Annotated in this window: 24 protein-coding genes; 11 read left to right on the forward strand and 13 right to left on the reverse strand. The window is 65.7% G+C overall.

Translation table 11 applies throughout. The features are described from left to right. Positions 1-4: 4 nt before the first annotated feature. Entirely contained in the window at positions 5-1,327 is a 1,323-nt protein-coding gene (locus ACX1DW_RS02680; RefSeq protein WP_458992727.1) for an ATP-binding protein, read from the reverse strand. After that, positions 1,324-2,001 (reverse strand): response regulator, encoded by a 678-nt coding sequence (locus ACX1DW_RS02685; protein WP_242100116.1) that lies wholly within the window; start codon positions 1,999-2,001, stop codon positions 1,324-1,326. The genes ACX1DW_RS02680 and ACX1DW_RS02685 overlap by 4 nt, the downstream gene beginning before the upstream one ends. A gap of 138 nt (positions 2,002-2,139) precedes the next feature. On the opposite strand from ACX1DW_RS02685, the gene dsbD reads away from it, so the two are divergent. The 3 genes from dsbD to dsbG are packed head-to-tail and all read left to right on the forward strand — an operon-like array spanning position 2,140 to position 5,455. Beyond that, positions 2,140-3,876 carry a protein-disulfide reductase DsbD gene (dsbD, locus tag ACX1DW_RS02690; protein WP_458992728.1) on the forward strand — a complete coding sequence of 579 codons (1,737 nt, stop codon included), beginning with the start codon at positions 2,140-2,142 and terminating at the stop codon, positions 3,874-3,876. Beyond that, positions 3,876-4,691 carry a TlpA family protein disulfide reductase gene (locus ACX1DW_RS02695; protein ID WP_458992729.1) on the forward strand — a complete coding sequence of 272 codons (816 nt, stop codon included), beginning with the start codon at positions 3,876-3,878 and terminating at the stop codon, positions 4,689-4,691. Before dsbD ends, ACX1DW_RS02695 begins: the two co-directional genes overlap by 1 nt. Then, positions 4,688-5,455 (forward strand): thiol:disulfide interchange protein DsbG, encoded by a 768-nt coding sequence (gene dsbG / locus ACX1DW_RS02700; RefSeq protein WP_458992730.1) that lies wholly within the window; start codon positions 4,688-4,690, stop codon positions 5,453-5,455. The genes ACX1DW_RS02695 and dsbG overlap by 4 nt, the downstream gene beginning before the upstream one ends. A gap of 117 nt (positions 5,456-5,572) precedes the next feature. Here dsbG and ACX1DW_RS02705 read toward each other — a convergent pair whose 3' ends face one another. Beyond that, positions 5,573-6,244, reverse strand: a complete 672-nt coding sequence (locus ACX1DW_RS02705) for a DUF4197 domain-containing protein (RefSeq protein WP_458992731.1) — start codon at positions 6,242-6,244, stop codon at positions 5,573-5,575. A 145-nt stretch (positions 6,245-6,389) separates the two neighbouring features. Between ACX1DW_RS02705 and ACX1DW_RS02710 the strand changes: the two genes are divergently transcribed. Then, on the forward strand, positions 6,390-6,854 hold the full coding sequence (locus tag ACX1DW_RS02710) for an N-acetyltransferase (protein WP_458992732.1): 465 nt from the start codon (positions 6,390-6,392) through the stop codon (positions 6,852-6,854). Here ACX1DW_RS02710 and plsB read toward each other — a convergent pair. The 6 genes from plsB to ACX1DW_RS02740 all read right to left on the reverse strand — a co-directional run bounded on the left by plsB (position 6,812) and on the right by ACX1DW_RS02740 (position 12,478). Next, complete coding sequence (gene plsB, locus ACX1DW_RS02715; protein ID WP_279947219.1) at positions 6,812-9,313, reverse strand: glycerol-3-phosphate 1-O-acyltransferase PlsB; 2,502 nt, start codon at positions 9,311-9,313, stop codon at positions 6,812-6,814. The two genes, ACX1DW_RS02710 and plsB, sit on opposite strands and share 43 nt — an antisense overlap. Positions 9,314-9,477: 164 nt before the next feature. Then, positions 9,478-9,846 carry a hypothetical protein gene (locus ACX1DW_RS02720; RefSeq protein WP_152481497.1) on the reverse strand — a complete coding sequence of 123 codons (369 nt, stop codon included), beginning with the start codon at positions 9,844-9,846 and terminating at the stop codon, positions 9,478-9,480. Then, positions 9,839-10,516: a class I SAM-dependent methyltransferase gene (locus tag ACX1DW_RS02725; RefSeq protein WP_152481496.1), complete on the reverse strand. Its 678-nt coding sequence runs from the start codon at positions 10,514-10,516 to the stop codon at positions 9,839-9,841. The genes ACX1DW_RS02720 and ACX1DW_RS02725 overlap by 8 nt, the downstream gene beginning before the upstream one ends. A 65-nt stretch (positions 10,517-10,581) precedes the next feature. Continuing rightward, entirely contained in the window at positions 10,582-11,352 is a 771-nt protein-coding gene (blaOXA, locus tag ACX1DW_RS02730) for a class D beta-lactamase (protein WP_458993438.1), read from the reverse strand. Positions 11,353-11,406: 54 nt separating this feature from the next. After that, positions 11,407-11,976 carry a GNAT family N-acetyltransferase gene (locus ACX1DW_RS02735; RefSeq protein WP_458992733.1) on the reverse strand — a complete coding sequence of 190 codons (570 nt, stop codon included), beginning with the start codon at positions 11,974-11,976 and terminating at the stop codon, positions 11,407-11,409. A gap of 76 nt (positions 11,977-12,052) precedes the next feature. Beyond that, positions 12,053-12,478, reverse strand: coding sequence for a GNAT family N-acetyltransferase (locus ACX1DW_RS02740; protein ID WP_102840125.1), 426 nt, complete (start codon positions 12,476-12,478; stop codon positions 12,053-12,055). 303 nt (positions 12,479-12,781) lie between these two features. Here ACX1DW_RS02740 and ACX1DW_RS02745 point away from each other — a divergent pair, with 303 nt between their 5' ends. The 4 genes from ACX1DW_RS02745 (at position 12,782) to ACX1DW_RS02760 (ending at position 16,685) form a co-directional block, all read left to right on the forward strand. Next, positions 12,782-13,705, forward strand: a complete 924-nt coding sequence (locus ACX1DW_RS02745; protein WP_253751138.1) for an ABC transporter ATP-binding protein — start codon at positions 12,782-12,784, stop codon at positions 13,703-13,705. Then, positions 13,702-14,433: an ABC transporter permease subunit gene (locus ACX1DW_RS02750; protein ID WP_013983311.1), complete on the forward strand. Its 732-nt coding sequence runs from the start codon at positions 13,702-13,704 to the stop codon at positions 14,431-14,433. The genes ACX1DW_RS02745 and ACX1DW_RS02750 overlap by 4 nt, the downstream gene beginning before the upstream one ends. A 9-nt stretch (positions 14,434-14,442) precedes the next feature. Next, a complete protein-coding gene (locus ACX1DW_RS02755; RefSeq protein WP_458992734.1) occupies positions 14,443-16,278 on the forward strand; it encodes a Gldg family protein in 1,836 nt (611 codons plus the stop codon). A gap of 197 nt (positions 16,279-16,475) precedes the next feature. After that, positions 16,476-16,685: a cold-shock protein gene (locus tag ACX1DW_RS02760; protein ID WP_014597146.1), complete on the forward strand. Its 210-nt coding sequence runs from the start codon at positions 16,476-16,478 to the stop codon at positions 16,683-16,685. 128 nt (positions 16,686-16,813) lie between these two features. On the opposite strand, the gene ACX1DW_RS02765 is transcribed toward ACX1DW_RS02760, so the two are convergent. Genes ACX1DW_RS02765 through dapE form a run of 3 tightly spaced genes read right to left on the reverse strand, consistent with a single transcriptional unit; the run spans position 16,814 to position 19,193 of the window. Beyond that, positions 16,814-17,185 (reverse strand): hypothetical protein, encoded by a 372-nt coding sequence (locus ACX1DW_RS02765; protein ID WP_053527791.1) that lies wholly within the window; start codon positions 17,183-17,185, stop codon positions 16,814-16,816. Positions 17,186-17,244: 59 nt separating this feature from the next. Continuing rightward, positions 17,245-18,051 carry a putative RNA methyltransferase gene (locus tag ACX1DW_RS02770; protein ID WP_125912031.1) on the reverse strand — a complete coding sequence of 269 codons (807 nt, stop codon included), beginning with the start codon at positions 18,049-18,051 and terminating at the stop codon, positions 17,245-17,247. After that, on the reverse strand, positions 18,045-19,193 hold the full coding sequence (dapE, locus tag ACX1DW_RS02775) for a succinyl-diaminopimelate desuccinylase (RefSeq protein WP_200595530.1): 1,149 nt from the start codon (positions 19,191-19,193) through the stop codon (positions 18,045-18,047). Before dapE ends, ACX1DW_RS02770 begins: the two co-directional genes overlap by 7 nt. A 127-nt stretch (positions 19,194-19,320) precedes the next feature. On the opposite strand from dapE, the gene tcdA reads away from it, so the two are divergent. The 3 genes from tcdA (at position 19,321) to ACX1DW_RS02790 (ending at position 22,801) form a co-directional block, all read left to right on the forward strand. Then, positions 19,321-20,130, forward strand: a complete 810-nt coding sequence (tcdA, locus tag ACX1DW_RS02780; RefSeq protein WP_063539937.1) for a tRNA cyclic N6-threonylcarbamoyladenosine(37) synthase TcdA — start codon at positions 19,321-19,323, stop codon at positions 20,128-20,130. Positions 20,131-20,297: 167 nt separating this feature from the next. Then, positions 20,298-21,587, forward strand: coding sequence for an OprO/OprP family phosphate-selective porin (locus tag ACX1DW_RS02785; RefSeq protein ID WP_278390960.1), 1,290 nt, complete (start codon positions 20,298-20,300; stop codon positions 21,585-21,587). Positions 21,588-21,670: 83 nt separating this feature from the next. Then, positions 21,671-22,801, forward strand: a complete 1,131-nt coding sequence (locus ACX1DW_RS02790) for a GNAT family N-acetyltransferase (protein WP_256069253.1) — start codon at positions 21,671-21,673, stop codon at positions 22,799-22,801. Between the two features lie 9 nt (positions 22,802-22,810). Here the strand turns inward: ACX1DW_RS02790 and ACX1DW_RS02795 are convergent, their stop codons facing one another. Beyond that, positions 22,811-23,233 (reverse strand): DUF6306 domain-containing protein, encoded by a 423-nt coding sequence (locus ACX1DW_RS02795; protein ID WP_014597140.1) that lies wholly within the window; start codon positions 23,231-23,233, stop codon positions 22,811-22,813. Positions 23,234-23,252 lie beyond the last annotated feature (19 nt).

The raw sequence follows: 23,252 nt of genomic DNA on the forward strand, positions 1-23,252 counted from the left end.
CTGCTCAGCGCTGCAACGGCACCGTCAGCGAAACGCGCAGGCCGTCGGTCTGGCTGTCGAAGGCGAGGGTGCAGTCGCAGCGTTGCGCGATCGCCTGGACGATGGCCAGGCCCAGGCCGCTGCCGCTGCTGGCGGCGTGTCGCCAGAAGCGCCGGGTCAGGTGCTCGAGATGCTCGGCGGCGATGCCCGACCCCTGGTCGCGTACTTCGAAGCGTACTCGCCCGGCTTCAGGCTGCAGGGTCAGCGTGACGGCGCTGCCCGGCGCGGTGTGGCGCTGGGCATTCTCCAGCAGGTTGCGCAGCGCGGCGATGGCCAGCACCGGCGGCATGGCCAGCGGCGTGTCGGGCAAGTCCGCCGGGACCTGCAACAGGACTGCCGCGCCGTCCCCGCCACTGGCGTCCTGAATCGCCAGCCGCGCGACCTCGGCGGCGGTGCACTGCAGGCCATCGTCGAAATCCAGACTGCCTTCTACCCGGGCCAGCAACAGCAACTGCTCGAGCGTGCGCTGCAGGCGGTCGGCGCCGGCCTCGGCGTTCGCCAGCGCCTGTTCGGCGGCGGCGCCTTCGGTCATGCGTGCCACCTGCAGGTGGGTCTTGATCGCCGTCAGCGGGCTGCGCAGTTCGTGGGCGGCGTCACCGGTCAGTCGGCGTTCGCGTTCGATGGCCTGGGCGATGCGCTGGAACAGCTGATTCTGCGTCTGCACCAGCGGCAGCAGCTCCGCCGGCAGACCTTCGACCGGCAAGGGTTCGAGGGAGTCGGCGCTGCGTCGGGTCAGAGCCTCGCGAATCCTGCGCAGGGGCGACAGCCCACGGCCCAGGCCGAGCCAGAGCAGACCTAGGCTGCCGAGCAGGGCGACCGCCACGGGCAGCGCCGCCGCCAGCAGCACCGAGCGTTTCAGCGCGGCACGCTCATCCAGGCGATCGGCCGTGGTGATGCGCAGTTCGCCTTGCACCAGCGTGAAGCTGCGCCAGGGCACGCCGTCGATCAACTGGTCGCGAAAGCCGCTCTGCTCGGCGTCCAGCTGCTGGTCGGGCGCACTGTGGCTGCGCGCCAGCACCTCGCCACGCAGCGAGCTGACCTGGCAGGCCAGGCCGTTAGGGATGCCCAGTTGCTCGGCGCTCAGACGCTGCGGCGGGCCGTCGCCGGGCACCGGCTGCGGCAACTGCATCAGCAGGCCGGCGACCATGCGCGCCGAGGCCGCCAGGCGCTGGTCGAGCGAGAGCATCATCTGGCTGCGCAGATCGACCAGCATCCAGGTCGCGGCCACAGCCCAGAGCAGCACGAAGGCCGAGCCGAGCATCAGGGTCAGGCGCAGGCGCAGGCTCATGGCGCGTCCTCGTCGCCTGCCGGGCCGAGGCGGTAGCCGAGGCCGCGCACGGTTTCGACGATGCCGCTGCCGAGCTTGCGGCGCAGGTGGTGGATATGCACGTTGAGGGCATTGCTCTCGACATCATCGGCAAAACCGTAGACCGCGTCCTTGAGCTGCTCGCTGCTGAGCACCCGGCCCTGGTTGTTGAGCAGTGCCTGCAGCAGTGCCTGTTCACGGCGCGACAGGTCGACGAGGCGGCCGTCCAGGCGTGCTTCGCAGCGGCTCGGGTCGTAGCTCAGCCGGCCATGTTCGATGAGGTTGACGCTGCGCCCGGACATGCGCCGCATCAGCGTGTGTAGGCGCGCGGCCAGCTCGCGCAGGTCGAAGGGCTTGAGCAGGTAATCGTCGGCCCCCGCCTGCAGGCCGGTGACCCGGTCGCTGACCGCATCGCGCGCGGTGAGCACCAGCACCGGCAGCTCCAGGCCCTGCTGGCGCAGGCGTCGCAACAGGGCGAGGCCGTCTTCGTCGGGCAGGCCGAGGTCGAGGATCAGCACATCGAAGTGCGCCGCACGCAGCAGGGCTTCGGCAGCCGCCGCGGTCGCGGCATGGTCGACGATCAGGCCCTGGGCGTTGAGCCCGGCGACGATACCGCTGGCGATCAGCGCGTCGTCTTCGGCAAGCAGCACGTGCATGGGGAGGGTCCGCAGAAAAAGCTCAAGGGTGGACCTTAGCGATTAAGGCAACGTTATGCAGCCCGTGCCATGGCGTTAATGGCGCGTTAATCCCGTCCCGGCATGCTGCGCGGCAGTCATTTCTCGGCCAGGACTCTCATGCGCATATTGGTTCTTCTGCTGTTTCTGTTGGCGCCCGGATTGGCGCTGCCGGCCGGTGGGCTGTTTGGCGGCGGCTCGCAGGATGATTTTCTGCCGGTGGAAGAGGCGTTCGCGCTGACGGTCAGCCCGCAGGAGAACGGCGCGACGCTGCTGCACTGGCGGATCGCACCGGGCTATTACCTCTATCAGCAGCGCCTGCAGTTCGACGGCCTGCCGCCGGAGCGCCGGCCGCCACTGCCCGAGGGCGAGCCCTACAGCGACGAGTTCTTCGGCGACTCGCAGATCTACCGCGACAGCCTCGAACTGCTGATCCCGCCGGGCGCAGAGAACAGTGTGCGTCTCGGCTGGCAGGGCTGCGCCGATGCCGGGCTCTGCTATCCACCGCAGACCCGTGAGGTGTCGCTGAGCGGTAACGGCACGGCGTCGGCAGCGTCCGGGTTGGCCGAAGATCAGGCACTGGTCAGCGGCCTAGAGAGTCAGGCTCTGGCCTGGAGCCTGCTGGTCTTCTTCGGCCTCGGCTTGCTGCTGGCCTTCACCCCCTGTTCGCTGCCGATGCTGCCGATCCTGGCGGGCATCGTGGTCGGTAGCGGCGCCACCTCGCGCCGTGGTTTCGCCCTGGCGGCGACCTACGTGGTCAGCATGGCGCTGGTCTATGCCGGGCTCGGTGTGCTGGCGGCGCTGCTCGGCGCCAACTTGCAGGCGGCGCTGCAGCAGCCCTGGTTGCTGACCAGCTTCGCCGTGCTGTTCGTGCTGCTGGCGCTGCCAATGTTCGGTTTGTTCGAGCTGCAATTGCCGGTGGCGCTGCGCGATCGTCTGCAGCGTGTCGGTGATCGCCAGCGCGGGGGCAGCCTCGCCGGGGCTGGCGCGCTGGGCGTGCTCTCCGGCCTGCTGGTCGGCCCCTGCATGACCGCTCCACTGGCCGCCGCGCTGCTTTTCATCGCACAGAGCGGCAGTGCGCTGCAGGGTGGCCTGGTGCTGTTCGCGCTGGGCCTGGGCATCGGCACGCCGCTGCTGTTGCTGGTGACGGTTGGCCAGCGCTTTGTGCCCAAGCCGGGCGCCTGGATGGATCGCGTGAAAGTGGTGTTTGGCTTTCTCTTCCTCGCGGCCGCGCTGTTCGTCGCGCGTCCGTTGCTGGCCGACTGGCTGTGGCTGGGCCTTTGGGGCGCGCTGCTGGTGGTGCTCGCCACCGCCTTGCTGCATGTGGCGCAGGCGGTGCAACGCCAGCGCGTGCTCTGTCAGGCAAGCGGCGTGCTGCTGGGGCTGTGGGGCGCGGCGATGCTGCTGGGTGCCGCCGGCGGAGCGGATGATCCGCGTCGGCCGCTGGCGATCTATGCCGGCGGCGTGGCGACGGCCACGGCTGTCGAGTCCCACGCGCTCGGTTTCAGCGATCCAGCGGTGTTGGATCGCGAGCTGGCGGCAGCCAAGGCGCAGGGCCAATGGGTGCTGATCGATTACTACGCCGACTGGTGCGTCTCCTGTAAGGTCATGGAGAAGGAGGTCTTTGGCAATGCCGAGGTGCAGGCGAGCCTGGACGGTGTGCGCGTGCTGCGCCCCGACGTGACCCGCAGCGACGCCGCCAGCCGCGAGTTGCTGGGCCGTTACCAGGTGCTCGGCCCGCCGACGCTGCTATGGATCGGCCCGGACGGCGTCGAGCGTCGCGATCGCCGCATCACCGGCGAGGTCGGTGCCGGGGACTTTCTGCAGAACTGGAACCAGACCCGGGAGCGAGGTTGATGCTGACTGTGAATATCGGGCCGCTGGCCCTGGCGGTGCCCCATGTATTGCTGCTGGGCAGCCTGCTGCTGGCGACCTTGACCGGCTGGTGGGTCGGCCGGCGCAGCGAGCGCAACCCGGAGCGGCAGCTGTTTCGCCTGCTGCTGGTGGCGCTGCTGGTGGCACGCCTGGCCTTCGTCGCGATGTACTGGGCGTACTACCGGGATGACTGGCTGAGCGTCATCGATATCCGCGATGGTGGCTTCATTGCCTGGCCTGGGCTGGTCGCCGCGCTGGCGTTGGGCATCTGGTGGGGCTGGCGCGACCGCGAGCTGCGCAAGCCGCTGGGTATCGCGCTGACGGTGGGAATCCTCAGCTGGGGCTTCAGTAATCTGGCCTGGCATTCCTTCGAGCAAGGCACGCGGTTGCCGGAAATGGCCCTGCGCGACAATCAGGGCCGTCCGGTGGCGCTGGAGGATTACTCCGGCCAGCCACTGGTGATCAATCTCTGGGCGACCTGGTGCCCGCCGTGCCGGCGCGAGATGCCTGTGCTCGCTGACGCCCAAGCCCGGGAAAGCGACACCCTGTTTCTGTTCGTCAATCAGGGCGAGGGGGAGGGGGAGATCAATCGCTTTCTGGAAACCGCGGGGCTGAGTCTCGATAACGTCCTGCTCGACAGTGGCGGGCGTCTCGGGCAGCACGTGGGCTCCACGGCGCTGCCGACCACGCTGTTCTACAACGCCGATGGCCGCCAGGTCAGCAGCCATCTCGGCGAACTCTCGCACGCCAGCCTGGCGCGCGCGCTGAAAAAACTGAAAGAGGAAGCTGCGCAGTGATTCAATTCAAGCCGTTACCCTACCTGCTGGCCGGCGTCAGCCTGCTGGCCCTGCCCGTGGCACAGGCCGAGGAATTGCCGGAGGCGATCAAGGCCGTCGAGGCGCGTGGCGCCGAGGTCGTCGGCAGTTTCGCGGCACCCGGAGGGCTCAAGGGCTATGCCGCGCGTTACAACGGGCAGGGCATGGCGCTGTATCTCACCCCGGATGGCGAGCACGTGCTGATCGGCAGCCTGCTCGATGCCAAGGGTGAGGACCTGACCCGCGCGCGCCTGGAGAAGCTGGTCTACGAACCCTTGGGCAAGGAAATGTGGACGCGCATGGAGAACAGCACCTGGATCGCCGACGGCAACGCCGACGCGCCGCGCGTCATCTACATGTTCAGCGACCCGAACTGTCCGTACTGCAACATGTTCTGGAAGCAGGCCCGGCCCTGGGTCGAGTCCGGCAAGGTGCAGTTGCGGCACATCATGGTCGGCATGCTGCGCGCCGACAGTGCCGGCAAATCCGCCGCCCTGCTCAGTGCCAAGGATCCTCAGGCAGCGCTCAACGAGCACGAGGCGGCCGGCAAGGCGAGCAAGCTGAAGCCGTTGGAGAAGATTCCAGCAGCACTGGAAAAACAGCTCACCGACAACCTGATGCTGATGAGCGAACTGGGTGGCCAGGCGACTCCGGCGATCTTCTACCTCGACGATAACGGTCGTCTGCAGCAGCACCAGGGCGCGCCGCGGCCCGATGCGCTGGATACCATCATGGGGCCGCGCTGACGCGGCGCTAGGGATGCGTGGAAAAACGCTGCGCGCGTTTTCCACCCTGCGGCGGGGCAATAGAGACTGGGTGGATGGCCAAAGCCATCCACCCAGTAGGCGACTCGCTAGTACGCATCAAAGCGCGCCGAACACCTTCTTCGCCAGGCTGGTGGCCGCCGCGGCGGGATTCTTGCGAATGCTCGCCTCCTGCTCGGCAATCACCGTGAACAGGCCGTTGAGCGCCTGTTCGGTCACATAGCTTTCGATATTGGCGTAGTTGCCGTTCAGCCCCGCCGGCACCTTGGCCGCCACCGCGTTGTACTGCTGTGCCAGTCCGACCTGGTCGGTGGCCTGCTTGACGATGGGCAGGAACCTGGCGCGGATCTGCTCGCGGCTGGACTTGTTCAGGTACTGGGTAGCCGAATCGTCACCGCCGGCGAGAATCGCCTTGGCGTCCTGCACGGTCATCTTGCGCACGGCATCGAGCAGCAGTTGCTGGGCCTCGGGCACGGCCTTCTCGGCGGCGAGGTTCATGCTGTTTTCCAGCTGCTCGACCTGGGCCCCCATGCCGACCATCTTCAGCATCCGCGAGGCCTTGCCGATGTTGCCCGGCAGCTCGATGCGCACGTTCGGGTCGCTGCTGAAGCCGCCCGGGCGTCCGAGCTGCTGCACCGCGACCTTGGCGCCCTGGCTGAGGGCATCCTTGAGGCCGGCGCTGGCATCGCGTTGGGTCAGGTCGGCGAGCGACAGGGCGAAGGCACTGGCGGAGAGGGCTAGGCCGGCGACGAGAGTGGTGATGCGATACATGGTGGTTACCTTGCTGGCAGATGGGGCGTGTCTGGCGTCAGAGCGCCGGTGGATACTGACGTTGATGCTAGTGGATTCCCGGCGGCGCGACATCCAGGCGACGATGCGCTACCGTCGTGCCCCCGCAGTTCTGGAGACGTTTCACATGATCCGCCCCTACCGCCCCGATGACCTGGAAACGCTGCTGAGCATCTGGCTCGAGGCATCCAGCCGGGCCCATGACTTCGTCGAGCGCGGCTTCTGGGAGGCGCGGCTGGATGACATGCGCAACCTCTATCTACCCGCTGCGCAGACCTGGGTCTACGAGCGGGATGGCACGGTGGTCGGCTTCGTGTCGCTGCTCGATGACGTCCTGGCCGCTATCTTCGTGGCGCCAACGGAGCAGGGCCATGGCATCGGCTCGGCGCTGCTCGAGCACGCCAAGGGCCTGCGCGAGCGGCTGAGCCTGACTGTTTATGCCGCCAACGGCGCCAGTATCGCCTTCTACCGTCGCCACGGTTTCCAGACCGCAGGCGAGCAGCTGGACGCGCACACCGGCCACCCGGAACGGGTGATGACCTGGCAGCGTCAGGCGTCGGTTGCAGGCGGCGGTGAATCGCTTTCGTCGTGATGACGTTCCAGCGCGACCTGACGGATCGACAGGCGAATCTCCGCCGGTAGGACGCGCTTGGCCGCGCCCTCGGCCAGTTCCGCGAGCTTCTCGTGATAGCCGAGCCGGCCGTTTTCGTCCGGGCTGACCACGCCCTGTTCCTGCATGCTCTGGATGAAATGACGGAACAGCGCCTTGTCGAAGAACTCCGGCGCGTTAAGCCCATGCAGGATCGACAGGCGCTGGGCCATGACCGTGCAGAGGTTTTCCAGCTCCTCGGCGCTCAGGCTGTGCTGGCCGCTGTTGAGCAGCAGCGAAGTGGCCATGTAGAAGCGCTGCAGAGTCTGCACCACGACGCGAGCGAGAAGGGTAAGCAGGACGAACTGCCGCGAGCTCGGGGCCGGGCGCACGTAGTGGTTGCCGTCCACCTTGAGCAGGCCGCGCTCGACGAAGGCCGCCAGCCACTGGTCGACCACCGCTTCCAGCTCCTCGACTTCCCAGCGCATGAACAGCTCGGCACGCAGGTACGGGTACAGCGCCTCGGTGAAGCGCTGGATCTGCTCGCGGCTGATGCGTGAGCTGCTCTGGAAGAAGCTCGCCAACAGCGCCGGCAACGCGAAGATGTGCATCACGTTGTTGCGGTAGTAGGTCATCAGGACGGCATTCTGCTCGTCCAGATAGAGGATGTTGCCCAACGCGTCCTTCTGCTCGGCGAGCAGGTCGAGGCTCTTCACGTAGGCGATCAGCGCGTTGCCGTCGCCCTCCGGCAGGGTGGTGTGTGGCGAGTAGGGCACCGCGCGCAACAGCGCCTGGTAGAGATCGAGGATGCGTGCCAGGGATTGCTGGTCCAGCGCCTGACGGCTGGTGGAGAGCATCGCCAGCGCTACCAGGTTGACCGGGTTGACCGCCGCCGCCTCGTTGAGGCGCTGGGCGATGCGCTCGGCCAGGCGATTGGTGGTGTCGTTCAGCCATTCGGGGCGGTAATCCGGCGCGTAGGTCTGCTGACGCCAGCCGGGTTGTTCCTGCTCGAGGAATTCGTTGAGCTTGAGTGGCTCGCCGAAGTTGACCCAGACCTGACCGAAGCGCTGCTTGAGCGCGCCGATGACCTTGAAGATGTCGAAGATCGACTCCTTCTTCTTCGCCGCGCCGCGCAGCTCGCCGAGGTAGGTGCGGCCCTCCAGCACCCGCTCGTAGCCGATGTAGACCGGCACGAAGAGGATCGGCAGGCGCGACGAGCGCAGGTAGCTGCGCAGGGTCAGGGCCAGCATGCCTGTCTTGGGTTGCAGCATGCGGCCGGTACGCGAACGCCCGCCTTCCACGAAGTACTCGACGGGGAAGCCGCGGGTGAACAGGTTGTGCAGGTATTCGTTGAACACCGAGGTGTACAGCGGGTTGCCCTTGAACGAGCGGCGCATGAAGAAGGCGCCGCCGCGGCGCAGCAGGCTGCCGATCACCGGCATGTTGAGGTTAATGCCAGCGGCGATGTGCGGCGGCGTCAGGCCGTTGCGGAACAGCAGGTAAGAGAGCAGCAGGTAATCGATATGGCTGCGGTGGCAGGGCACGTAAATCACTTCGTAGCCGCGCACGGCGTCCTGCAGCGGCTCGATATGGTTGACGCGGATGCCGTCGTAGATCTTGTTCCAGAACCAGGAAAGCACCACCTCGAGAAAGCGCACCGCCGTGTAGGCGTAGTCCGAAGCGATCTCGTTGCCATAGCGCAGCGCCTTGGCCTCGGCCTTCTCGATGGTGATCTTCTCGCGTTCGGCTTCCTCGCGAATCGCCTGGCGGACCTGCGGTGCGTGCACCAGACCCTTCACCAGATTGCGCCGGTGCGACAGGTCCGGCCCGATCACCGCAGTCTTCTGGTTGCGGAAGTGCACCCGCAGCATGCGATGGACCATGCGCAGCGTGCGCTCGTGCCCCTTGTTCTGCGCCACCAGCTCGTTGAGCTGGATCGGCGCGGAGAACTGCACGCGGGTCTTGCGCCCCAGCACCAGGATGCTGAGCAGCTTGCGCAGGCGCCCGGTGACCGCCCAGCTGTCGGCGAACAGCAACTTCCAGGCGCTGGTCTCGCGATTCGGCGACTGTCCCCAGAACACGCTGACCGGAACGATCTGCGCGTTCTCCACCGCGTTGTGTTCCAGCGCGCCGACCAGCCGCACCAGCGCCTGTGGCGCGACCAGTCGGGTGCGTCGGCCGAACCAGCTGGGTGCCGGATTGAGGAAGAAGAAAGCGGCCGGTTCCACCAGTTCGCCCACCGCCACGTCGGCCACCGGGCGCGGCAGCCCGGCCTTGCTGCACTCGGCATCGAGCACGGCGAGATCACTCAGCGAGGGTTGCTGCAGCACATAGAACACCGGTTTGCTGCGATCCAGCTTGAGGGTAAAGGCGGACTGGTTGATGGTCTCCGAGCGCACCCAGGTGTACAGCACACGGCGCAGCAGGGAGAAGATCAGACGGCGAACGGGGGAGCGGGTCATACGGCGGATTCGACTGTGGAAGGGGCGGGCCCTCGAAGGCGGCAAGTGTGCCCCAAGCGAGGTGGGCGGGCAAAACCTGCGCTGCTCGGTTGGGGCCCGATCGGACCGGCAACTGCCCGGCTCGTGACCTGCGATGGCTCGCTAGGCAGCCGTTTCGAAGCGCGTCAACGGCTACGAAGACGCGCGCCGGCATAGGCCCCGGCGAGAAACAGCAGCGACCAGAGCAGCAGAAACGCGAGGCCCACGGCGAGCAACGGACTGAGGGGCAGGAACAGGAGCAGGTACAGCACCTGACCGACGACGCCCCCCAGGTACTGTGCCCAGAGCGGTCGCGGCACGATAAAACCGGACAGCACGCCGGCGGTAAACAGCGCACCACTGTAGTACAGGCCGTCGCCGTCCCAGGGTTCGGCCTGACCACTGGCCCAGGGCGACAATGCCCAGATGAAAGCGCCGGCGAGAGAGGCGATCAGCAGCGCCTGCACGACCGGCCGGGCGCTAGGGCGCATCGGCTCGCCGCGCGTATCACGCATGGATCAGCCCGGCCTGGTAGAACGGCACGGGGCAGGCAAAGCCGCCGGCCTCGATGATGGACGCGACCTGCTCCGGGGGCAGTATCGCCACGTCACGGTCATAGGCGGCACGCATCTGCTCTAGGCCTGCCGCGGGAATGCCGGCGAGGGTCATCATGTTCAGCCAGGTTTCCAGCAGCGCCGCATACGCTGGCGTGGTGACGTCCGCTGCCAGGTCAGAGCTGGCCAATAGCGCTCCCGGGCCGAGTCGGGCGGCTATGTCACGAAAGAAGCCGATGCGTACGTCGCGCTCGAGAATGAACTGGGATACCAGCAGGGAGGTTGCCGCGTCGAAGGGGGCCTGCTCAGGCAGTGTCTCCAGGTAGCCCTCATGGAACTGGCAGCGCTGTTCGATTCCGGCTCGGATTGCCTTGTCGCGAAGGACGTGCAGCATCGCGCCCGATGGCTCCACCGCGGTGAAGGTCCAACCGGGTCGGCACTGGGCCAGGTGCAGAATTTCCTCGCCGGTGCCGGCGCCGATGCACAGTACCCGCGCCTCGGCCGGCAGCGGTGCGAACACCGCCTCCAGAAGAAAATGCAGGGCATTGCGAATGGGCGCGGTTCTGGCCCAGCGCTCGTCATAGCTGGAGGCCTGTTGATCGAATACCGCTTTGATCTCGTCGCTGCGCATGGCGGCTCCATGTGGGGTGGTGCAGATCGTGGCTTCGCCGGCTACCGCGGAACTCGCCGGAGGATTCATTCGGCAGGCAGGATGCCCTTGGCCCGCAGCGCATCCAGCGCGATCCGCTGGCGCAGGGGCAGATCGGTCGCATCGCGGGTGTCCAGATTCAGCGCGAACAGCCAAGTGCCGGCGCCGGCTTCAACATAGCCGATGTACCAGCCGATGCCAGGATTGTCGCGAGCCGCCCAACCGGTCTTGGCATACAGGCTATAAGCCGGCGTGCTGTCGACGCGCATGATGGTCCTGAGGGTGTCGTAGCTGTTCGCCCGGTACGGCAGGCTGCGCGCGACCACCTGGCGCAGCAGGCCCACCTGTTGTTCGGCGCTGACCCGCAGCGAGCCATCGAGCCAGAACTCGGTGACGATGACAGGTTCGTGCAGCTGCCCGTAATGCGCCTGGCGGATGTGGCGCAGATAGGCCGCCGTGCCCACCCGCCGGGCCAGCCTCTGGTAGCACCAGACGCAGCTGACCCTGAATGCGCTCTTCAAGGTCTGGTCGCGGTTCCAGTCCTCGATCTCGTAACGGGTGCCGTCCCAGGGGATGATCTCGTCCGCCCCGGCGATGGCACCTTCCTCCAGTGCGATCAGGGTGTTCAGCACCTTGAACGTGGACGCTGCGGGAAAAGCCGTGCCGGCGCGTTCATCGTTGTGGACGAAGCGCTGGCCCGTGGCGACGGACTCGATCACCAGTGTCCCCTCGACCCCCGCGCGTTCGAACAGACGGGCAATTGCCCCGTCCTCCGCATGGGCGAAGCCGGGAGCAGCGAGCAGCAACAGGGAGAGCAACAGGACGGGCATGACCAGGACCAGGTTGTAGGTGGGAGCGTGTTCGGACGGGGCTCAGTCACCTGCAATCCGCTGCGCCCGATAGTCCACCTGCGAAAGACGGTACAGGCAGTGTGCGCGAAGTGGATGACCGATGGGTATGCTCGGATGCTCGAAGCGGCTCGCCTCGCGCATGCCGATTCGTTGCATGACCGCGCGCGAACGCTGATTGCCGACCGTGGTGAAAGAGACGATTTCCGCCAAATCCAGCCTGTCGAAGGCCACCGCGAGCGCACCGCGCGCGGCCTCCGTTGCCAAACCTCTGTGCCAGTGCTGGAAGGCCAGGCGCCAGCCGATCTCCACGCAGGGCGAAAAGGGCAGCTCGGCGATTGGTACATGCAGGCCGAGAAAGCCGATGAACTCGGCGGATGCCTTCAGCTCCACGGCCCAGAAACCCCATCCTCGCTGCTCGATCAGCGCCTGGCAGCGATCGGCCAGCGCATCGCTCTCGTCGCGCTCGAGCGGGGCAGGGAAATACTCCATGACCCGCGGGTCTGCGTTCAGTTCGGCAAAGGGCGGCCGGTCGCTCGGGCGCCATTGCCGCATGAACAGGCGTTCGGTTTCGAATTCGATCGGGTTCGGCATTGCAGTGTTCTCGGATCAAAGGAGGAGGCTGTTGCTTGCAGCTCCGTTTGCAGCAAGGGCGGCGACTTGACCGTGGCTAACCGGAATCACCTGAATAGCTGAGCGTGAGGCGCAGCATGTCCATGTGGCGGATCCCGTCCTCGATGATCGGCTCGGGGTAATGCTCGACGAAGAAATCTCGTTCTATTCGCGTTACGCGAAAGCCCTGGCGTTGATAGAACGTCAGTTGATAGCCGAACGACCCCGTGCCCACTTCGAGCCGGCCGGCGCCTAGCCTGCGATAGTGCTCGATGATCCATTCCAGTAGTGCCGTGCCGTAGCCCGCTTTCTGCCGGGTGGGTCGTACCGCGATATTCATCAGCTCGTGCGCGCCTTCGCCGATCGGCCGCACGACACCGATGCCGACGACCGTTCCGTCGAGCGATGCGGCGAAGCACGTCGAGTCCGCCAGATACGAGCGCACCTTGCTCGGCGAGGGATCGGCGAGCAGCAACAGCTCCATTGGCGCCAGTGAGGCAGGAATTTCTCCGAAGCGTAGGGACATGTGTCGGTAACCACCTTGAGAGGCGCCGTGATCAGGCATATCGATCGCCGCTTTCCATGGATTCGAGAACGTACTCCAAGCGCTGTGCGGGGTCCATTGCATCGCTTGGAGGCTTGGCGGCAACGTCCGGCAAACGTTGCCGCCAAGCCGCGTGGTTGCATTCGTCCAGTAGCTGTTCTTATAGTTCCGCCGGCATTTTTGCAGGGCCTGGCTCGGGTCGCGCGGCGGCACGCCAGGCCTTGTGCGCACTGGTGAGAGCCCATGATCGAAATAAGCAACCTGACCAAGCGTTTTGCCCAGCACACCGCGGTCGACGACCTGTCGTTCCAGGTCCAGCGCGGAGAGGTGCTGGGGTTCCTCGGCCCCAATGGGGCCGGCAAGTCCACCACGATGAAGATGCTGACCGGCTTTCTCGCGCCGACATCCGGCACTGCCCGCATCCTCGGTCACGACATCTGTACCCAGACCCTCCAGGCCCAGCGGCTGATCGGCTATCTGCCCGAAGGCGCACCTTGCTATGGCGACATGACGGTGCGTGGCTTTCTCGAGTTCATCGCCGAAGTGCGCGGTTTTCGCGGTGCGGACAAGCGTCAGCGGGTCGATGCAGCTGTCGCCCAGGTGGAATTGCAGAAGGTGCTGGGGCAGAGCATCGAGACGCTGTCCAAGGGCTTCAAGCGGCGTGTCGGTCTGGCCCAGGCGATCCTGCACGACCCTGACGTGCTGATCCTCGACGAGCCCACCGACGGGCTCGATCCGAACCAGAAGCATCAGGTGCGCCAGCTGATCCAGGGGCTGGCGCAGGACAAGATCGTCATCATTTCCACCCATATTCTCGAAGAGGTGAGTGCGGTCTGCACCCGCGCGGTGGTGATCGCCAATGGCCGGCTGGTGGCCGATGGCACGCCGCTGGAGCTGGAAAGCCGCTCGAAGCATCACCAGGCGGTCACGCTGGTCAGTGATGCGCCGCTGGACGAAGTCGCCCTGGCGGCCTTGCCGGGTGTCGCCGGCGTCGAGCGCAACGAGCGCGAGCACAGCCTGACCGTACTGGCGCAGCCCGGGCACGTGATCTTCCCGCAGGTCAACGCGCTGATCGCCCAGCAGGGCTGGGCCGTCACCGAGCTGGACGTGGAGCGCGGCCGGCTCGATGAGGTGTTCCGTAACCTGACGCGAGGGGAAGCGCTATGAGCCAGTTGCCGGTCATCTTCAAGCGCGAGCTGGGCAGCTATTTCGCCACGCCGCTCGCCTATGTGTTCATCGTGATCTTCCTGGTGCTGTCCGGGGTATTCACCTTCTACCTGGGCGGTTTCTACGAGCGCGGCCAGGCGGACCTGACGCCCTTCTTCAGCTTTCATACCTGGCTCTACCTGTTCCTGGTACCCGCTATCGCCATGCGCCTGTGGGCCGAGGAGCGCAAGTCCGGTTCCATCGAGCTGCTGATGACGCTGCCGATCACCCGTTTCGAGGCGGTCGCCGGCAAGTTCCTCGCCGCCTGGGTTTTTGCCGGGATCGCGCTGCTGCTGACGTTCCCGATGGTCATCACCGTCAATTACCTGGGTGAGCCGGACAATGGCGTGATCGTCGCCGGCTATCTCGGCAGCTGGCTGCTGGCCGGCGCCTTCCTGGCCATTGGCTCGTGCATGTCGGCGCTGGCGAAGAACCAAGTGATCGCCTTCATCCTCTCGGTGGCGGTGTGCTTCCTGTTCATCGTCAGCGGCTTGCCGATGGTGCTCGACGCCCTCGCCTGGGCGCCGCAGTGGCTGATCGACGCGGTGGCTTCGCTGAGCTTCCTGATCCGTTTCGACTCCATCAGCAAGGGCGTGATCGACCTGCGTGACCTGCTGTATTTCGTCACGCTGATCGTCGCCTGGCTGGCGGCCACCGCCGTGGTCGTCGACCTGAAGAAAGCCGCCTGAGGAGTCACCATGAAACGAGTCATCTATTCCGGTGCCGGGCTGCTGCTGATCGCGCTGGCATTCCTGCTGTTCAATGGGCTGACCGGCACGCTGCTGACCAATGTCCGGCTGGACCTGACCGAGCAGAAGCTCTACACCATTTCCGAAGGTACCGAGCGCATCCTCGAGGGGCTGCAGTCACCCATCGAGCTGCATTTCTTCTATTCGGACGAGACCGCCAAGGACCTGGTCGCGCTGCGCAACTACGCGCGTCGGGTCGAGGAGATGCTGCGTGCCTATCAGCGGGCCTCTGGCGGCAAGCTCAAGCTGCACGTGATCGATCCGCAGCCGTTCTCCGAGGAAGAAGACCGCGCCGCCGAGTTCGGCCTGCAGGCGGTACCGCTCAACCAGGGCGGTGACAAGGTCTACTTCGGGCTGGCCGGCACCAATGCCGAGGGCAATACGCAGATCATCCCGTTCTTCCCGCTGGATCAGGAGGAGTTTCTCGAGTACGAGGTCAGCCGCCTGGTTCAGAGCCTGGCGACTGTCGAGCTGCCGGTGGTGGGTGTGCTTTCCGGCCTGCAGCTGACCGGGGGCTTCGACATGCGCACGCAGCAGGCGACGCCGCCCTGGATGGTGCTGGAGGAAGTCCGCCAGCTGTTCCATATCGAGAGCCTGCAGCGCGATGTCGATCTGATCCCCACCAATGTATCGGTGCTGCTGCTGATCCATCCGAAGGATCTGCCCGAGCAGACGCTGTTCGCCATCGACCAATTCGTGCTGCGCGGTGGCAAGCTCCTGGTGTTCCTCGATCCGCATAGCGAGATCGATCCGGGCATGGGCATCGGCCCGGGCGAGTTCGGCGAGGAGCGTGTCTCTGACCTGGAACCGCTGTTCAAGGCCTGGGGCGTGCGCATGCTGCCGAAGAAGGCGCTGGCCGATGCCGCTTACGGCATGTCGGTGGGCATGGGCGCCGAGCGCCGGCCGGTTCGGCATGCCGGTTGGCTGAGCCTGCCGCGCGCCGCGCTGGACCAGGATGACGTGAGCATCGCCGCGCTGGAGAACATCACGCTTGGCAGTGCCGGCATTCTCGAGCCGCTGGAAGGGGCGACCACGCGCTTCACCCCGCTGATGCGCAGCTCCGAATACGCCATGCCGGTGGATGCCGAACGCTTCGCCACACTGGATAACCCGGAGACCCTGCTGCTTGGCTTCGAGCCCACCGGCGAGCGCTATACCTTGGCAGCGCGTATTCAGGGCCCGGCCAAGACGGCATTCCCCAATGGTATCGAAGGGCGCGAGAAGGGCATCCAGGAGAGCCAGAACATCAACGTCATCGCGGTGGCTGATACCGACATGCTGGCCGACCGCATGTGGGTGCAGGTGCAGGACTTTTTCGGTCAGCGCGTGCCCCAGCCCTGGGCCGATAATGGCGCCTTCGTGATCAATGCGCTGGACAACCTCTCCGGCACCGATGCGCTGATCAGCGTGCGCTCGCGCGGGCGCTTCACCCGGCCGTTCGTGGTAGTGGAAGCCTTGCAGCGCCAGGCCGAGGATCGTTTCCGCGAGAAGGAGGAGGTGCTGCAGCAGCGTCTGGCCGATACCGAGCAAAAGCTGGCCGAGCTGCAGAGCCCGGACCCCGAACAGGCACTGGAGCTCACCGGCGAGCAGGAGCAGGCGTTGCGCCAGTTCCTGCAAGAGAAGGTGCGCATCCGCAAAGAACTGCGCGAGGTGCGCTACCAGCTCAACGCCGATATCGAGGCGCTGGGGCGCACACTGAAATTCGTCAACATCGCCCTGGTACCGCTGGTACTGACGCTGGGCGTGCTCGCGCTGTGGTTGTGGCGCCGCCGCCGTAGTGCCTGACGCTGGCCTGCACGGCGGCCACGGCCGTCGTGCAGACGGACAATGCGAGACGGAAAGGGGCTGACAGCAGAAATCCTTGGCTTATACTCCGGCGACGGCTGCTTTCGAGTCGCATTTGCAAGCTGACGAATGCACGAGGGCCAGGCTGTGCAAACCCTCTTCCGAGGAATAACAAAAAGCGAGTTGGAGAAGTGGTAATGGCTGAGCGCGAAACCGGGACCGTCAAGTGGTTCAACGATGCAAAAGGCTATGGATTCATTCAGCGGGGTAATGGCGCCGACGTGTTCGTGCATTACCGCGCCATTCGTGGCGACGGCCATCGCTCGCTGGCCGAGGGGCAGCAGGTGGAATTCTCGGTGATCCAGGGCCAGAAGGGCCTGCAGGCCGAGGACGTCGCCGGCCTCTGACTCCGGTCGCAGAAGAACGAAGCCCGTCCTGATGACGGGCTTTGTTTTTTGAGCTGGCGACGCTCCGCTGCAGGCCACCAAGGGCCAATCTGCTGGTTCCTGGTGGGGGTTTCACGACCCAGGTGCGATCAACCCGTGCGCCAGACGATCTCTTCCTCGCCGTCGGCACTGACGCGCATCCAGCGGTCGGCCTCTTCCTCGGCTTCCTCTTCCTGCCAGCCGCCCGGGGCGCAACGGATTTCCACGCCCAGCGCCTGATGCGCCGCGCGTGCACAGGCCAGGTCATCGGCCCAGGGCGTGGCATCGCTTTCCAAGAGCAGGCAGTGCCATTTGCCGACCGCCTTGGGCAGCCAGGTCACGGGAATCCCGGCGGCGTTGCACTTGAAGGTCTGGCCTTTCTGCTGCCAGGCGGAGCAGGGGCCGATGGCCTCGGCCAGCCACTCGCCGACGGCTTCCTGGCTGGCATCCCTGAGGTAGATCTCGATATCGGGTTGACGCATGGGCGACTGCCTTCTGTGTTGTGCCTTGGCCTGCCTCGCATGCTATCGAGGCGTTTGCCTTAGGAAATTCGTTCGATCCAGTCGTAGCGTATCGCAACCCGCACCGCCAGCGGCGTGTCGATGACGGCGGCGCGCCGCTCGGCGCTGGCGCGCCAGCCGTGCGGGGTCATCGCCAGGAGGTCGGCGCGGGCCTGGGCGTCGTCCAGCTGCAGTTCATAGCTGATTGTTTCGCTGTGGGTCAGGCGCATGCCGTCCGGAATGAGCGACAGGTGCTTCTCGTCGTCGTAGTCGCGTACCTCGTCGTAGAGCCGCGCGCGCAGCTCCCAGAGGTGCTCGCGGGTCGGCCCCATGCGCAGCAGTCCGCCGCCGGGCGGGAGCAGGCGTCGCGCGTCCTGCCAGTCCAGCGGGCTGAACACGCTGGCCAGCAGGTCGCAGCTGGCATCGGCCAGCGGCACGCGGGCCATGCTCGCCACCAGCCACTCGAGTTGCGGGGCGCGTTTGCAGGCGCGCTTGATCGCCTCGCGGGAGATGTCCAGTGCATAGCCTTCTGCATCCGGCAGCGCGGCGGCCAGTTGGGCTGTGTAGTAGCCCTCGCCACAGCCGATGTCCAGCCAGCGTTGCGGCGTGCGCTCGGCGGCCAGCTCGGCGAGGCGTCGGGCCAGCGGCGCATAGTGACCGCCATCGAGAAAGCGCCGGCGCGCCTCGACCATCGCCTGGTTGTCGCCCGGATCGCGGCTGTTCTTGTGCTGCACGGGCAGCAGGTTCAGGTAGCCCTGGCGCGCGCGGTCGAAACGGTGGTTGGCCGGGCAGGCCACGCCGTTTTCCACCGCGCTGAGCGGCGCCTGGCAGATCGGGCAGATCAGCATGCCAGCAGGTTCACCAGGGTCTGGTAGTAGATGTCGGTCAGCACATCGAGATCGCTGGCCAGGATGTGCTCGTCGACCTGGTGGATGGTGGCATTGACCGGGCCGAGCTCGACCACCTGGGTACCCAGGGTGGCGATAAAGCGTCCGTCCGAGGTGCCGCCGCTGGTGGACGGCGTGGTTTCGCGGCCGGTGACGCTGCGGATCGCCTTGGCCACGCCGTCGAGCAGGTCACCCGGCTCGGTGAGGAACGGCAGGCCGGACAGCGCCCAGTCGACGCTCCAGTCCAGACCGTGCTTGTCGAGGATCGCCGCGGTGCGTTGCTGCAAGCCTTCGACGGTCGACTCGGTGGAGAAGCGGAAGTTGAATACCGCTTCCAGCGTGCCGGGGATGACGTTGGTGGCGCCGGTGCCGGCGTTCAGGTTGGAGATCTGGAAGCTGGTCGGCGGGAAGAACGCATTGCCATCGTCCCAGTGTTCGGCAGCCAGCTCGGCCAGTGCCGGCGCGGCCAGGTGGATCGGGTTCTTCGCCAGATGAGGGTAGGCCACATGGCCCTGCTGACCGCGAACGGTGAGCGTGCCGCCCAGCGAGCCGCGGCGACCATTCTTCACCACGTCGCCCACCAGACTGGTGCTCGAGGGTTCGCCGACGATGCACCAGTCCAGGCGCTGGCCACGCTCGCGCAGGCGCTCGACGACGGCCTTGGTGCCGTGGTGCGCAGGCCCTTCTTCATCACTGGTGATGAGAAAGGCGATCTGCCCCTTGTGCTTCGGGTGATCGGCGGTGAAGCGCTCCACTGCCACGACCATCGCCGCCAGGCTGCCTTTCATATCTGCCGCGCCACGGCCGTGGAGCATGCCCTGCTCGTCGATGCGCGCACTGAACGGCGGATTCTGCCAGGCCTGCAGCGGGCCTGTAGGGACCACGTCAGTGTGGCCGGCGAAGCACAGCACCGGGCCTTCGTTGCCGCGAATGGCCCAGAAGTTTTCCACGTCCTCGATATGCATCGGCTCGATGGTGAAGCCGCAGGCCGCCAGGCGCTGGCTCATCAGCTGCTGGCAGCCTTCATCCAGCGGCGTCACCGATGGGCGATTGATCAGCTCGCAGGCGAGTTCGAGCGTCGGGGAGAGGGCAGGCGCGGTCATCAGGGCTCCGGTGCGGCGGGGAAAGGGCGCCATATTAAAGCAAAGGCGCGGTTGCGGTGACGGCTGGATGCAGTGGTCGTGGCGTCATGAGGTCTTATAATCGCCAGGTTTTTTCCGGGGAGTCGGCATGTCTATCGATGATCAGCGTTTCGGCGGTATTGCCCGCCTGTATGGCCGCGTCGGCCTCGAGCGGCTGACGGCTGCGCATGTGGCGGTGGTCGGCATCGGTGGCGTCGGCTCGTGGGCGGCCGAGGCGCTGGCGCGCAGCGGGGTAGGCGAGATCAGCCTGTTCGACCTGGACGATGTGTGCATCACCAATACCAACCGGCAGATTCACGCCCTCGATGGCGCAGTGGGCAAAGCCAAGGTCGGCGAGATGGCCGCACGTATTCGCGCCATCAACCCGGCATGTCGGGTTCATGCCGTGCCCGACTTCGTCACCCGCGAAACCATGGCCGAATACATCACCGAAGACATGGACTGCGTCATCGACTGCATCGACAGCGTGCCGGCCAAGGCGGCGCTGATCGCCTGGTGCAAGCGCCGCAAGATCCAAATCATCGCTACCGGTGGCGCGGGCGGGCAGGTGGACCCGACGCAGATCCAGGTCGCCGACCTGAACAAGACCTTCAACGACCCGTTGGCGGCCAAGGTGCGCTCGCTGCTGCGTCGCGAATACAACTTCTCGCGCACGCCGGGGCGCACCTACAGCGTGCCCTGTGTGTTCTCCACGGAGCAGTTGCGCTACCCGAAGCCGGACGGCGGCGTGTGCCAGAGCAAGAGCTTCGTTGGTGAGGGGGTCAAGCTCGACTGCGCCGGAGGCTTCGGCGCGGTGACCATGGTGACCGCCAGTTTCGGCATGGTTGCAGCCGCCAGGGCCGTCGACAAGCTGGTCGCCGGAGCCCGTCGCCCCAGCGAGCGCAACGTTCGCAGCTGACGAAAAAGTGCCGCAGCCGCTCTGTGATGCGGCTCCACGGAAAGTTCCGCTGTCACAAAAGCTTTACATATCTGCCATTTGGCTGACATACGCCGTCGCCAAGATTCCCCCAACACAAAGAGCCCATCTCGTGTGTTTCCGACGCTAAACATAAAGGGGAATTTTGGATGATCCGTAAGCACTTCGCCGGTTTCGCTGCCAGCGCTCTGGCTCTGGCCGTTTCCGCCCAGGCTTTCGCCGGCACCGTCACTACCGACGGCGCCGATCTCGTTATCAAGACCAAGGGCGGCCTGGAGGTCGGAACCACCGACAAGGAGTTCTCGTTCAAGATCAACGGCCGCCTGCAGGCGGATGCCGACAGCTTCGATGGTTTCTACACCCAGAACGGCGAGCGCGCAGACGAGACCTACTTCCGTCGTGCGCGTCTGGAGATTTCCGGCGTCGCTTTCACCGATTGGGGCTACACCTTCAACCGCAACTTTAGCAACGATTCCAGCGATTGGAACGAGCTGGCCATCCACTACAACGGCTGGAAGCCGGTCCAGGTTTCGGTTGGTCGTATCAAGCCGACCTTCGGCCTGGAAGAGGCTGTCAGCTCGAAGTGGATCACCGCCATCGAGCGCTCTGCGATCTATGACCTGGCGCCCTGGCTGAACAGCCACGAAGACGGCGAAGGCATCCGCGTGCGTACCACCGTCGGCATGTTCCATGGTGAGGCTGGTGCTTACCGTCAGGACGCCGGTGCCGGTGCCGACATGCTGGAAGACGAAGATGGCTCCAACAACACCAGCTTCGTGCTGCGTGGCGTGGTAGCTCCGATCGTCGAGAAGGACCAGGTGCTGCATCTCGGCGCCAGCTTCGGTAAGCGTGACGTGGAAGAAGGTTACCTGGAGCGCATCCGTCCGCGTCTGTCCGTGCGTGGCACTACCGAAGACAGCGCCAACGGCAACCGTGCCACATTCGGCGGCACGGTTACCGACGGCAGCGATCAGGCCTGGGGGCTGGAAGCGGCTTACATGATCGGCCCGTTCTCGGTTCAGGGCGAATACCTGACCCGCACTGTCGACGCTCAGGATGGTTTCGAGGATCTGGAAGCGTCCGGCTACAACGTCCAGCTGGCCTACACTCTGACCGGCGAGTCGCGTTCCTACAAGCTCGATGGCGGCAAGTTCGACAAGATCAAGCCGGAGAACAAGCAGATCGGTGCCTGGGAAGTGTTCTACCGCTTCGACGACATCACCGTCGATGAAACCGGTGTTGCACCGAGCGGTTATGTCGGTGCGCTGGACAGCGCAGAAGCTGGTGCGAAGACCCACACCATCGGTCTCAACTGGTACGCCAACGAGTCGGTGAAGCTCTCGGCCAACTACCTGAAGACCAGCGTGGACGACGTGGTAAACGCCAATGGCGACGACGACGGCGACGCCATCAGCCTGCGCGCCCAGTACGTGTTCTAAAACATCACCTCATCCGTGATGCTCCATTGAGCCCCGCCCTGGCGGGGCTTTTTTTCGCCTGCGGGACAGGCCAGACTGCGCGCATGCCTATCCAGACCGTACAACGCCTCGCCGAACTCGATCCCGCCGAATGGGATGCCTTGCTGGCCGATTCCCAACCCTTTCTGTGTCACGCGTTTCTCAGTGCGCTCGAGGACAGCGGCAGCGTCGGCGGGCGCAGTGGCTGGCAGCCTGCCCATCGCCTGCTGCGCGATCCGCAGGGTGGGCTGCGGGCCGCATTGCCGCTGTATCGCAAGAGCCATTCCTACGGCGAATACGTGTTCGACTGGGCCTGGGCGGATGCCTGCCAGCGCGCCGGCATCCGCTATTACCCCAAGCTGCTGTGCGCCGTACCCTTCACACCGGTCGCAGGCCAGCGTCTGCTCGGCGATGTCGAGGCGGCGGCAGCGCTGCTCGATGGGCTCACCGAGCAGCTGGATGCCCAGGAAATGTCCGGAGTCCATGTGAACTTCACCGAGCCACAGGCCGATCAGCTGATGGCTGGCCGGGAGGGTTGGCTGGAGCGCATCGGTTGTCAGTTTCACTGGCATAACTGGGGCTATCGGGACTTTCAGGACTTTCTCGATGCGCTGACCTCACGCAAGCGCAAGCAGCTGCGCAAGGAACGCGAGCAGGTGGCGGGGCAGGGCATCGTCTTCGACTGGCGCGAAGGCCATCAGCTCAGCGAGGCGGAATGGGATTTCGTCTACGCGTGCTATGCCAATACCTATCAGGTGCGCGGGCAGGCACCGTACCTCTCCCGCGCCTTCTTCAGCCTGCTGGCCGAACGCATGCCGCAGGCGATTCGGGTGGTGTTGGCCCAGCAGGGTGCGCGCCCGGTGGCGATGGCTTTCAGCCTGCGTGACGACAGCGGGCTATACGGCCGTTACTGGGGCTGCCTGGCGGAGTTTGACCGTCTGCACTTCGAGACCTGTTTTTACCAGGGCATCGACCAGGCCATCGCGGACGGCCTGCAGCGCTTCGATGCCGGCGCGCAGGGCGAGCACAAGCTGATCCGGGGCTTCGAACCGGTGATCACGCGCTCCTGGCATTACCTGCAGCACCCCGGTTTGCGAGCCGCGGTGACGGATTTTCTGCAGCAGGAGCGCGTCGGTGTGCTGGCCTATGCCGAGGCGGCGCGGCAGGCGCTGCCGTACCGGCAGGCCGGCAGCTAGCCACTTGCGTCAGGCGTGGGACGCGGCGCTGTTTTCCTCGTGGATATCCAGCATGCGCTGCAATTCGCTGCGCAGCAGGGGGTCCTGGCAACCCGGCAGGTACTCGCGCAGCTTGCGGATCACCCATTGCTGCCCCTTGTCGACGAACGGCAGACGGTCGTCCAGCGACTCGATGGCCATCGCCTTGCCGTAGAAGGCGCCGGTGTCCTTGTTGGGCTCCACGCCCAGATGCTGCAGACAGTTGAGCAACAGTTTGCAGCTCTCGATCTCGCCCTGGCGGATCTGCTCCAGTAGCTGCCGCTGTTCCGGGTCCGTGGCCTGTTGCAGCGATTCGCCGGCAACCTTGGCGCCCGCGCGTTCGGCGCTGAGCAGGTCCTGCAGCAGCTGGGCTTCGCCTTCCGGTGTGTTCAGCGGGCTTTGCGGGGTAGTCATATCGCGATCTCCTGTCGGT

It is taken from the genome of Stutzerimonas sp. KH-1 (assembly GCF_054483855.1).

Coding starts and splice junctions, on each gene's coding strand:
- ACX1DW_RS02680 (WP_458992727.1), bottom strand. CDS start 1,327: ATGAGCCTGCGCCTGCGCCTGACCCTGATGCTCGGCTCGGCCTTCGTG.
- ACX1DW_RS02685 (WP_242100116.1), bottom strand. CDS start 2,001: ATGCACGTGCTGCTTGCCGAAGACGACGCGCTGATCGCCAGCGGTATC.
- dsbD (WP_458992728.1), top strand. CDS start 2,140: ATGCGCATATTGGTTCTTCTGCTGTTTCTGTTGGCGCCCGGATTGGCG.
- ACX1DW_RS02695 (WP_458992729.1), top strand. CDS start 3,876: ATGCTGACTGTGAATATCGGGCCGCTGGCCCTGGCGGTGCCCCATGTA.
- ACX1DW_RS02705 (WP_458992731.1), bottom strand. CDS start 6,244: ATGTATCGCATCACCACTCTCGTCGCCGGCCTAGCCCTCTCCGCCAGT.
- ACX1DW_RS02710 (WP_458992732.1), top strand. CDS start 6,390: ATGATCCGCCCCTACCGCCCCGATGACCTGGAAACGCTGCTGAGCATC.
- plsB (WP_279947219.1), bottom strand. CDS start 9,313: ATGACCCGCTCCCCCGTTCGCCGTCTGATCTTCTCCCTGCTGCGCCGT.
- ACX1DW_RS02720 (WP_152481497.1), bottom strand. CDS start 9,846: ATGCGTGATACGCGCGGCGAGCCGATGCGCCCTAGCGCCCGGCCGGTC.
- ACX1DW_RS02725 (WP_152481496.1), bottom strand. CDS start 10,516: ATGCGCAGCGACGAGATCAAAGCGGTATTCGATCAACAGGCCTCCAGC.
- ACX1DW_RS02735 (WP_458992733.1), bottom strand. CDS start 11,976: ATGCCGAACCCGATCGAATTCGAAACCGAACGCCTGTTCATGCGGCAA.
- ACX1DW_RS02740 (WP_102840125.1), bottom strand. CDS start 12,478: ATGGAGCTGTTGCTGCTCGCCGATCCCTCGCCGAGCAAGGTGCGCTCG.
- ACX1DW_RS02745 (WP_253751138.1), top strand. CDS start 12,782: ATGATCGAAATAAGCAACCTGACCAAGCGTTTTGCCCAGCACACCGCG.
- ACX1DW_RS02750 (WP_013983311.1), top strand. CDS start 13,702: ATGAGCCAGTTGCCGGTCATCTTCAAGCGCGAGCTGGGCAGCTATTTC.
- ACX1DW_RS02755 (WP_458992734.1), top strand. CDS start 14,443: ATGAAACGAGTCATCTATTCCGGTGCCGGGCTGCTGCTGATCGCGCTG.
- ACX1DW_RS02760 (WP_014597146.1), top strand. CDS start 16,476: ATGGCTGAGCGCGAAACCGGGACCGTCAAGTGGTTCAACGATGCAAAA.
- ACX1DW_RS02765 (WP_053527791.1), bottom strand. CDS start 17,185: ATGCGTCAACCCGATATCGAGATCTACCTCAGGGATGCCAGCCAGGAA.
- ACX1DW_RS02770 (WP_125912031.1), bottom strand. CDS start 18,051: ATGCTGATCTGCCCGATCTGCCAGGCGCCGCTCAGCGCGGTGGAAAAC.
- dapE (WP_200595530.1), bottom strand. CDS start 19,193: ATGACCGCGCCTGCCCTCTCCCCGACGCTCGAACTCGCCTGCGAGCTG.
- tcdA (WP_063539937.1), top strand. CDS start 19,321: ATGTCTATCGATGATCAGCGTTTCGGCGGTATTGCCCGCCTGTATGGC.
- ACX1DW_RS02785 (WP_278390960.1), top strand. CDS start 20,298: ATGATCCGTAAGCACTTCGCCGGTTTCGCTGCCAGCGCTCTGGCTCTG.
- ACX1DW_RS02790 (WP_256069253.1), top strand. CDS start 21,671: ATGCCTATCCAGACCGTACAACGCCTCGCCGAACTCGATCCCGCCGAA.
- ACX1DW_RS02795 (WP_014597140.1), bottom strand. CDS start 23,233: ATGACTACCCCGCAAAGCCCGCTGAACACACCGGAAGGCGAAGCCCAG.